Source organism: Frankia sp. Hr75.2, from assembly GCF_949319125.1.
Classification (GTDB): domain Bacteria; phylum Actinomycetota; class Actinomycetes; order Frankiales; family Frankiaceae; genus Parafrankia; species Parafrankia soli.
This window is the reverse complement of sequence record NZ_CASGGV010000061.1, coordinates 1-9075: the sequence shown is the minus strand read 5'-3', so window position 1 is coordinate 9075 and position 9075 is coordinate 1. Positions and strand designations below refer to the sequence as shown.

Sequence of the window (9075 nt, the reverse complement as noted above, 5' to 3'; positions counted from 1 at the left end):
GGGTATGGACTCACCCACCCGCCACACATCGTTGTGCCCGGTCCAGGGAGACGGGGAGCGGGGGGCGGGGAGCGGGGCCCACTCCAGCCAGCGTGTCGGGGCGGTCCCGCCCTCACGAACAGCAAGCCAGGTGTCGGGGCGGTCCCGCGCTCACGAGCAGCGGAGCCACAGCCCGCACCACCACGACGAGGTCAGACCGTCACCTATCGGACAAAAACCCCGCACATCGGGGTGGCCTGCTCGCCGTTTCGCATCTCGCTCGCCCTTTCAGAGCGAATTTCGCCGGGAATGCCCCCTGAAACGGCGAGAAAGAAACCAAACGGCGAGTAGCCGAGCACCAAAACGGACCCGAGGCCTCCACCGCCAAACCGAGGCCCGCCGACGGCCGGCGCACCGAGACGCCCAACCCGGCCCGGCCCAGCCCGGGGGGCTGGTCTCACAGCGGGGGCACAGGGATGGCACACGCCGGGCACAGGCCCTGGGCGGACCGTGAACAACATGACGACGGATGCCAGGACCAGCGGCGGCAGGGTGACCAGCTCCCACGCGGTGACGGCGGAACGGACCGACCTGGTGCCCAGGCCGCGGGCCGGACTGCTCCCGGCCGGCCAGCCCGTGCTCGACGTGGTCGTCCCGGTCTACAACGAGGAGAACGACCTGGCTCCCTGCGTGCGCCGGCTGCACGCCCACCTGCGGGGGGCCTTTCCGTATCCGTTCCGGATCACGGTCGCCGACAACGCCAGCACCGACACGACACTGGTGATCGCCCGCGCGCTGGCGGGCGAGCTGCCCGAGGTCTCGGTGATCCACCTCGAGGCGAAGGGACGCGGCCGGGCGCTGCGTACCGCCTGGGGCGCCTCCGCCGCACCCGTCCTGGCCTACATGGACGTCGATCTATCGACGGACCTGGCCGCGCTGCTCCCCCTGGTCGCCCCGCTGATCTCGGGGCATTCCGACCTCGCGATCGGGACCCGGCTCTCACGGTCGTCCCGGGTCGTGCGCGGCCCGAAGCGGGAGGTGATCTCGCGCTGCTACAACCTGCTGCTGCGCGGCACCCTCGCCGCCCGGTTCACCGACGCCCAGTGCGGTTTCAAGGCCATCCGCGCGGACGTCGCCACGAGCCTGCTGCCGCTGGTCCAGGACACCGGATGGTTCTTCGACACGGAGATGCTGGTCATCGCCGAGCGGTGCGGCCTGCGCATCCACGAGGTCCCGGTGGACTGGGTCGACGATCCCGACAGCCGGGTGGACGTCCTCGCGACCGCGATGGCGGATCTGAAGGGCGTCGCCCGGCTCGCCCGGGCCCTCGGGACGGGTGCGCTGCCCGTCGCGCAGCTGCGGCACGAGTTCGGGCGCGCTCCCTTGGCCTGGACGCCCAGCACGGGCGCGGACACGGACCAGCCGGCCCGGTTCGAAACGACCGGGCCCGGAACGACCACGAGCGGAGGCGGAGTGGCCGCAGGCGGAGCCCCCGAAGCAGCTCCCGGAGCCGGAGCTCCCGGAACAGCGGCGGCCGGAGCGGCAGCGTCCGGAGCGGCCGGCAACCGGGCGACGGTGATCGGAGTGCCCGCCGGGCTGACCGGGCAGCTGCTGCGGTTCGCCGGGGTGGGGATCGCCAGCACACTGGCCTACCTGGTGCTGTTCGTGCTGCTGCGCACCGCGACCGGGGCCCAGGCCGCGAACCTGATCGCGCTGCTGGTGACGGCGGTCGCGAACACGGCCGCCAACCGCCGGCTCACCTTCGGGGTCACCGGCCGCGGCGACGCCGGCCGCCATCACCTGCAGGGGCTGTTCGTCTTCGCCATCGGGCTGCTCCTGACCAGCGGCTCGCTGGCCGCGCTGCACGCGGCGAGCGACTCCCCGGGGCGGTTCCCGGAGGTCAGCGTGCTCGTGCTGGCGAACCTGGCGTCGACGGTGGTCCGGTTCCTGCTGATGCGCGCCTGGGTGTTCCACCCGTCCCGGCTGCGCCGCCCGGCCGGTGGGGCGACCCGGTCAGCGGACGACGGCCCGAGCCGCTCGGGCCGCTCCGGGCACGGCGCGCACCAGCTCTGAGGCGCGGGTGTCCCACCGGGTGCTGGCCAACCCCCGCTCGGCGGTGATCAGGAGCTCGAAATCAGCGGGTCGGGGTGGTAGGCGTGGAAGGTTCCGGCGCGACGCCCGTCTCGGGCCGGCGCACCGAGGTTCGGCGGCCAGGGCCTGGCCTCGGTGCGCGTCGCAGGAAAACTCCTAAGCTTTCAAGATCACAGCCTCGGCCTGAGGATAAGCCCCTAACCTATGAAGATCGACTAGCTACGGGGTAGTGCGGCGGGCAACGTGCCGTCAGGGGCGCAGGATCAGGAGAAGGTCGCCGACCTCGACCGATTCGCCGCTGGAGCGGACGAGTTCGGCGATCTTCCCGGCGGCCGGGCTGGTGACCGCGGCCTCCATCTTCATGGCCTCGACCACGGCGAGTTTCTGGCCCTTCTCGATCTCGTCGCCGGCCGCGACGGCGAAGGTGACGATCCCGGGCAGGCCGGCGCCGACGTGGGTCGGGTCGGACGGGTCGGCGCGCCGGGCCGCGGTGGCCGTCGCCTTGATCGAGTTGTCGCGGACCCGAACCGGGCGGGGCTGGCCGTTGACCCGCAGGTAGAGGGTGCGCATGCCGGCGCTGTCCGGCTCGCCCACCGTCTCCAGCGTCACGATGATCTCGACTCCGGGTTCGAGCATGACGCTCGCCGGGCGGCCGGGGACCAGGCCGAACAGGAACGCCTCGGTGGGGATCACCGAGGAGTCGCCGTAGGTGGCGACGGCCTTGCGGTAGTCCTTCCACGGGCCGGGGAACAGCAGCCGGGACAGCGCCGCCCGCCGGCCGGCGCCGGGCTCGGCCAGCGCGGCGGCGTCCTCGGCGGCGAGGGTGGCCGCGGGCGGCTCGGGACGGCGGCCGGCCAGCGCCCGCTCCCGGAACGGCTCGGCGAAGCCGGCCGGGGGTGTGCCGAGTTCGCCGGCCAGGTAGCCCAGGACGCTGGCGGGCAGGTCGTACTCCTCGGGATGCTCACGCAGCCGGTCGACGTCCACCGAGCCGCCGGCGATGAACAGCGCCAGGTCACCGACGACCTTGCTGGTCGGGGTGACCTTGATCGGCTTGCCGAGCAGGTCGTTCGCGATCGCGTAGCACTCGGTGACCTGGGCCCAGCGGTCGCCGAGGCCGAGGCTGATGGCCTGCTGGCGCAGGTTGGTGAGCTGCCCGCCGGGGATCTCGTGCCGGTACACCGCCCCGGTCGGCGCGCGCAGCCCGGCCTCGAACGGCGAGTAGAGATCGCGCACGGCCTCCCAGTACGACTCCATCGCCGACAGCGCGCCGAGCCGGATGCCGGTGGCCCGCGGGGTGTGGTCGGTGGCGGCGACCAGGGCGGAGAGGTTCGGCTGGCTGGTGCCGCCGGACATCGGCGCGGCCGCCGCGTCGACGGCGTCCACCCCGGCCTCGTTGGCCGCGATCAGGGTGGCGAGCTGACCACCGGCGGTGTCGTGGGTGTGCAGGTGGACGGGTACGTCGAAGCGCTCCCGCAGCGCGGCGACCAGCGCGTGGGCGGCGGCCGGGCGCAGCAGCCCGGCCATGTCCTTGATCGCCAACACGTGCACGCCGGCCTGGACGAGCTGGTCGGCCAGGCGCAGGTAGTAGTCGAGGGTGTAGATCCGCTCGCCGGGGTCGGTCAGGTCGCCGGTGTAGCACAGGGTGCCCTCGGCGACGGCGTTCGTCTCCAGCACGGCGGCGATCGCCGGGCGCATCTGCTCGATGTCGTTGAGCGCGTCGAAGATCCGGAAGATGTCGAGCCCGGCGGCCGCCGCCTCGGCGACGAACGCGCGCACGACGTCGTCCGGGTAGGGGGTGTAGCCGACGGCGTTGCGCCCGCGCAGCAGCATCTGCAGGCAGATGTTCGGCACCGCCGCCCGCACCGCCGTCAGGCGCTCCCACGGGTCCTCGGCGAGGAAGCGCAACGCGACGTCGTAGGTGGCCCCACCCCAGCACTCCAGGCTCAGCAGGTTCGGGGTGAGCTCGGCGAGCGCGGGCGCGGCGGCCAGGATGTCGAAGCTGCGCAGCCGGGTCGCCAGCAGCGACTGGTGCGCGTCACGCAGCGTGGTGTCGGTGACCGCCAGCGCGGTCCGCCCCCGCAGGTCCGCCGCCCACCCGGCCGGCCCCAGCTCGGTCAGGAGCTGACGCGACCCGGCCGCCGGGGTGTCGGTCGGGTGCAGCGGCGGGAGCAGCGTGCGCGGCTCCGTCAGGGCGACCCCCGCCGGACGGGCATGCCCGTTCACCGTGCTCTCCGCCAGCCGGGCCAGCATGCGGCTCGTCGCGTCCCCGTCGTCGAGGGCGTTCACCAGGCCGGGGCGCTCGTCGATGAACGAGGTCGTGACCCCGCCGGCCAGGAAGTCGGGGTCTTCGAGCAGCCGGCCGAGGAACTCGATGTTGGTGCGCACGCCGCGGACCCGGAACTCGCCCAGCGCCCGCCGGGCGCGCCGGGACGCCTTCTCCAGCGTCGAACCACGCGCGGTCAGCTTCACCAGCAGCGAGTCGAAGTACGGGCTGACCTCCGCCCCCGGGTAGGTGGCGCCGTCGAGGCGGACCCCGGGCCCGCCCGGCGACTGGTAGAAGGTGATCGTCCCGGTGTCGGGGCGGAAGCCGTCCGAGGGATCCTCGGTCGTCACCCGGCACTGGATCGCGGTGCCCCGCAGCGCGATCGCGTCCTGGGTGAGGTTCAGGTCGGTCAGGCTCTCCCCGGCGGCGACCCGCAGCTGCGCGGCGACGATGTCGACACCGGTGACCTCCTCGGTCACCGTGTGCTCGACCTGGATGCGCGGGTTCATCTCCATGAACGTGAACGCGCCGTCGGCCCCGACGAGGAACTCCACCGTCCCGGCGTTCACATAGCCGACGTGACGGGCGAAGCGCACCGCGGCATCACACAGTGCGTCCCGGGTCGACTCGTCCAGCGCCGGCGCCGGGGCGATCTCGACGACCTTCTGGTGCCGGCGCTGCACCGAGCAGTCCCGCTCGAACAGGTGGATCACGTTCCCGTAGTTGTCGGCGAAGACCTGCACCTCGACATGACGCGGCCGCTCCACCGCCTGCTCCAGGAAGACCGTGCCGTCCCCGAACGCGGCCGCCGCCTCGCGCGACGCACTCGCCACCGCCTCCGCGAGGTCCTCCGGACGCAGCACCCGGCGCAGCCCGCGCCCGCCACCACCCGCCGACGCCTTCACGAACAGCGGGAACCCGACCTCGGCCGCGGCCTCCTGCGCGCCGACGCCGTCCGGCAGCGGCTCCGAGGCCCGCAGCACCGGCAGCCCCGCGGCGATCGCCGCGTTACGGGCCGCCACCTTGTCACCCGTCAGCCGCAGCACAGCCGGCGGCGGGCCGACGAACGTCACGCCAGCCGCCGCGCATGCCTCCGCCAGCACCGCCGACTCCGACAGGAACCCGTAACCCGGGTGCAGCGTGTCGGCGTCCGCCTGCTTGGCGACCCGCAACAGCGCGTCGATGTCGAGGTAGCCACGCACCGGATGACCCGGCTCGCACAGCTCGTAGGCCTCGGACGCCTTCGTGCGGTGCAGCGCGGAGACATCCTCGGGGGTGTAGACGGCCACCGTCCGCAACCCGAGCTCGTGCGCGGCCCGGAACACCCGAACCGCGATCTCACTGCGGTTTGCCACCAGTACCTTGCGCACGCGCGGCTCCTCACGAACGTCGGCGATACGTCTCACACAGACCGAGGTCCGCCAATTCTGGGCGGATTCCCCGCCGGGCGCCAAAGGTCGTGACATGTGACGCCACCCGAGGGCATGGGTTTGCCTACCTGTGACTCGGTGGTACCCAACCACGCCGTCAGGCACGGAACCGTCCACACGCGCTGCGTCACCGGCCGGGCGCGGTCGCCGCGCCCGGCCCGACGCCGACCGATCGGCCCGGAAACACCGGAGGGCGGCTCAGTAACGCCAGCGGAGCCGGTCGGCGATCTCGGCCGGATCCGCTCCGGCGAACAGCTCGATCTCGCCGCGGCGGACCGCGACGAGCGTCGCGTGCAGCTCGGTGCCCAGGGCGTCGCGCAGCACCTCGTCCGCCTCGAAGGCGGCGACCGCCTCGCCGAGCCCGGTCGGCAGCCGGCGGATCCCGCGTCGGGCGAGCTCCGAGCCGTCCAGGCTGGCCGGATCGCACCCGACCGGCTCCGGCAGGACGGCGGCGCCCGCCCGGCGCGGATCATCGAGGCACTCCAGGCCGGCGAGCCCGGCGGCCAGCACTCCGCCGACGGCCAGGTACGGGTTCGCGGCCAGGTCGAAGCACTTGACCTCGACGTTCGCCGTCCCCGACTCCCCCTCGGCCCCGACGATCAGCCGGATCGCGGCCTCCCGGTTCTCCAGGCCCCAGCACGCGAACGCCCCGGCCCAGTGCGACGGCACGAGGCGCAGGTAGGAGGCCACACTCGGGGCACCGAGAGCCATCAGGGCGGGCAGCCGTCCGAGGATGCCCGCGACGAACGCCTCGCCCGGCGCGGTGAGGCCGTACGGTCCCGTCCCGCCGGACATCAGACTCGTCCCGCCGGTGCCGGAGCGACGGACCTCACCGGCGCGGCCGCCGTCGCCGTCCCCGTCGCCGTCCCCGTCGCTGTCGCTGTCGCTGTCCCCGTCGCTGTCGCTGTGCAGGCTGAGGTGGAGGTGACCGCCGTTACCCACGCTGCCGGCGAGGACCTTGGGCGAGAACGAGACCCGCAGCCCGTGCCGCAGGGACACCGCCCGCACCGTCTCCCGGGTCAGCACGGCGGTGTCGGCGGCCCCGAGCGGGTCCTCCGCCGCGACCGACACCTCGAACTGCCCGGCGGCGTACTCCGGATGGATCTGCAGGACGGCGATCTCCTGGCTGGTCAGGGCGACGACCAGATCCCGCAGGTAGTCGGAGAGCTCGACCACCCGGGTCATCCCGTACGCGGGCCCGGAGCAGGCGGGGGCGAAGTCGTCCCGGCCGGCCGGGGAGACCGTCCACTCGATCTCGAACCCGGCGCGGCAGCGCAGCCCGCGCCGGGCCAGCCGCGCGGTCTGGGCACGGACGAAGGCCCGGCAGTCCTGCGCGTGCGGCCGGCCGGCGAGGTCGAAGCGGTCGGCCGGCGCCCAGGCCCAGCCGGGCTGTGCGTGCAGGCGGGTGAGCCGGCCGAGGTCCGGGCGCAGGCGCAGGTCACCGACCGGTCCGCCGGCGTACCGGGTGACGAGCGTGGAGTCGTCGACAAGGAACGCGTCGAAGGTCGGTGACGCGCCCACGCCGTGCGTCACCGCGTGGGCCAGGCGGCTCACCGGCACGCCCTTCATCCGGGCGATGCCGGCGTTGTCCACCCACGTGAGCGCGACCGCCACGACGTCCCGGGATGCCAGTTCGGCCGCCACCGACTCAGCCGCGTGGTGGTTCATGACCAGCATGATCCCCGAGAACAGGCCCGGTCGCACACCGACACCGTCCACAGGCGGGTACACCCGAAATCCCCGGTAGACAGCGGACATGCTGGCTTCGCGGTTCGGTTGTCCCCAGACCGAGGGCATTAATCCACAAGTTATCCACAGGCTGTGACTGACGGTGGACGCCGGTGGCCGACTAACCTCCGTCAGCAGGCATGCGCGGGCAGTGAAACGGGCACGATCATGTGGTGCTGCCGTGCGTGGAGAGCCTCTCCCTGGTCGATCATCACTGTCACGGGCTGCTCCTGCGCGACCTCGACCGCCCCGACTTCGAGCGGATGCTCACCGAGGCCGACGAGCCGGGCCCGGCCGGGGCGACCCTCTTCGACAGCCACATCGGGTTCGCCGTACGCCGCTGGTGCGCCCCCGTCCTCGACCTGCCCCGGCACGCCGCGCCGGACGTCTACCTCGCGCGGCGCCGGGAGCTCGGCGTCGAGGAGGTCAACCGGCGCTTCCTACGTGCCGCCGGCATCGGCGCGTTCTGCGTCGACGCCGGCTACCTGCCCGAGCCGCTGACGTCGGCGACCGAGCTCGCCACCGCCGGCGGCGGGACGGGCCACGACATCCTGCGGCTGGAGCGCCTCGCCGAGGCGCTGGCGGTCGACATCCTCACCGGCCAGCTCGGGGTGACCCACTTCGCCGACACCGTCCGCGAGCGGGTGACCGGCGCGAGCCCGACGACCGTGGGCCTCAAGTCGGTCGCCGCCTACCGGGTCGGCCTCGACCTGCCGGCGACCCGCCCCACCGACCGGGAGGTCGCGGCCGCCGTCCGCGACTGGCTCGGCCTGATCCGCCGCGGCGTCCCCATCCGGCTCGCCGACCCGGTGCTGCACGCGTTCCTGATCTGGACGGGCGTGGACGCCGGCCTGCCGGTGCAGATCCACGTCGGGTACGGCGACGCCGAGCTCGACCTGCACCGGTGCAACCCGCTGCTGCTCACCGGCCTGCTGCGGGCCCTCGCGCCGACCGGGGTGCCGGTGATGCTGCTGCACTGCTACCCCTACCACCGGGAGGCGGGGTACCTGGCCCAGGTCTTCCCGACCGTCCACCTGGACGTCGGGCTCGCCGTGCACAACGTCGGGCGCCGCGCCCCGGCGCTGCTGGCCGAGGCGCTCGAGCTCGCCCCGTTCAGCAGGTTCCTGTTCTCCACCGACGCGTTCGGGCTCGCCGAGCTCTACCTGCTCGGCGCGCGGCTGTTCCGGCAGGCCCTGTCCACCGTGCTCGGCGACGGCATCGCGGACGGCGACTGGACCGACGACGACGCCCGGCGCGTCGCCGAGCTCATCGGAGCGGGCAACGCCCGGCGCATCTACCGCCTCTCGGAGCCGGGGCGCGAGACGACCGCCGTCACGTCGTCGCGTTCCTCCGGCCGGTCGAGCGGTCCCCGGGTCACCGCGCCGGCTCCCGCTACGCTTGAGGATTGTTGACGTCCTCCCCCGCGTGAACGCGGGGGATTCCAACTCCTACACACCCACCAGAGGAGGTGTGGAGTGTTGAGGTTCGCGGTTAGCGGGCGCGGCCGACGTCGCCCCTCCCCGCGCGGTCACGGCCCGTCCAGCCGCGATGTTGCATGCCGCGTTCACGTCCGCGTTGGCCGTG

General features: G+C 73.4%; 4 protein-coding genes. 2 read left to right on the top strand and 2 right to left on the bottom strand.

Annotation, left to right across the window (positions count from 1 at the left end; all coding sequences use genetic code 11):
- The first annotated feature begins 498 nt into the window (after nt 1-498).
- Nucleotides 499-2052 carry a bifunctional glycosyltransferase family 2/GtrA family protein gene (locus AC559T_RS06525; RefSeq protein WP_498868095.1) on the top strand — a complete coding sequence of 518 codons (1554 nt, stop codon included), beginning with the start codon at nt 499-501 and terminating at the stop codon, nt 2050-2052.
- 267 nt (nt 2053-2319) lie between these two features.
- Here the strand turns inward: AC559T_RS06525 and AC559T_RS06520 are convergent, their stop codons facing one another.
- Both AC559T_RS06520 and AC559T_RS06515 read right to left on the bottom strand, forming a co-directional pair.
- The gene (locus AC559T_RS06520) at nt 2320-5703 is read right to left on the bottom strand and encodes a pyruvate carboxylase (protein ID WP_112105506.1); all 3384 of its coding nucleotides are present in this window, start codon (nt 5701-5703) and stop codon (nt 2320-2322) included.
- Nucleotides 5704-5961: 258 nt separating this feature from the next.
- A complete protein-coding gene (locus AC559T_RS06515) occupies nt 5962-7431 on the bottom strand; it encodes a type I glutamate--ammonia ligase (RefSeq protein ID WP_498868096.1) in 1470 nt (489 codons plus the stop codon).
- 230 nt (nt 7432-7661) lie between these two features.
- On the opposite strand from AC559T_RS06515, the gene AC559T_RS06510 reads away from it, so the two are divergent.
- Nucleotides 7662-8903, top strand: coding sequence for an amidohydrolase family protein (locus tag AC559T_RS06510; RefSeq protein WP_498868094.1), 1242 nt, complete (start codon nt 7662-7664; stop codon nt 8901-8903).
- Nucleotides 8904-9075 lie beyond the last annotated feature (172 nt).

What these genes read in the sequence shown, in the direction of transcription:
- AC559T_RS06525 (WP_498868095.1), top strand. Translation starts at nt 499, where the DNA reads ATGACGACGGATGCCAGGACCAGCGGCGGCAGGGTGACCAGCTCCCAC.
- AC559T_RS06515 (WP_498868096.1), bottom strand. Translation starts at nt 7,431, where the DNA reads ATGAACCACCACGCGGCTGAGTCGGTGGCGGCCGAACTGGCATCCCGG.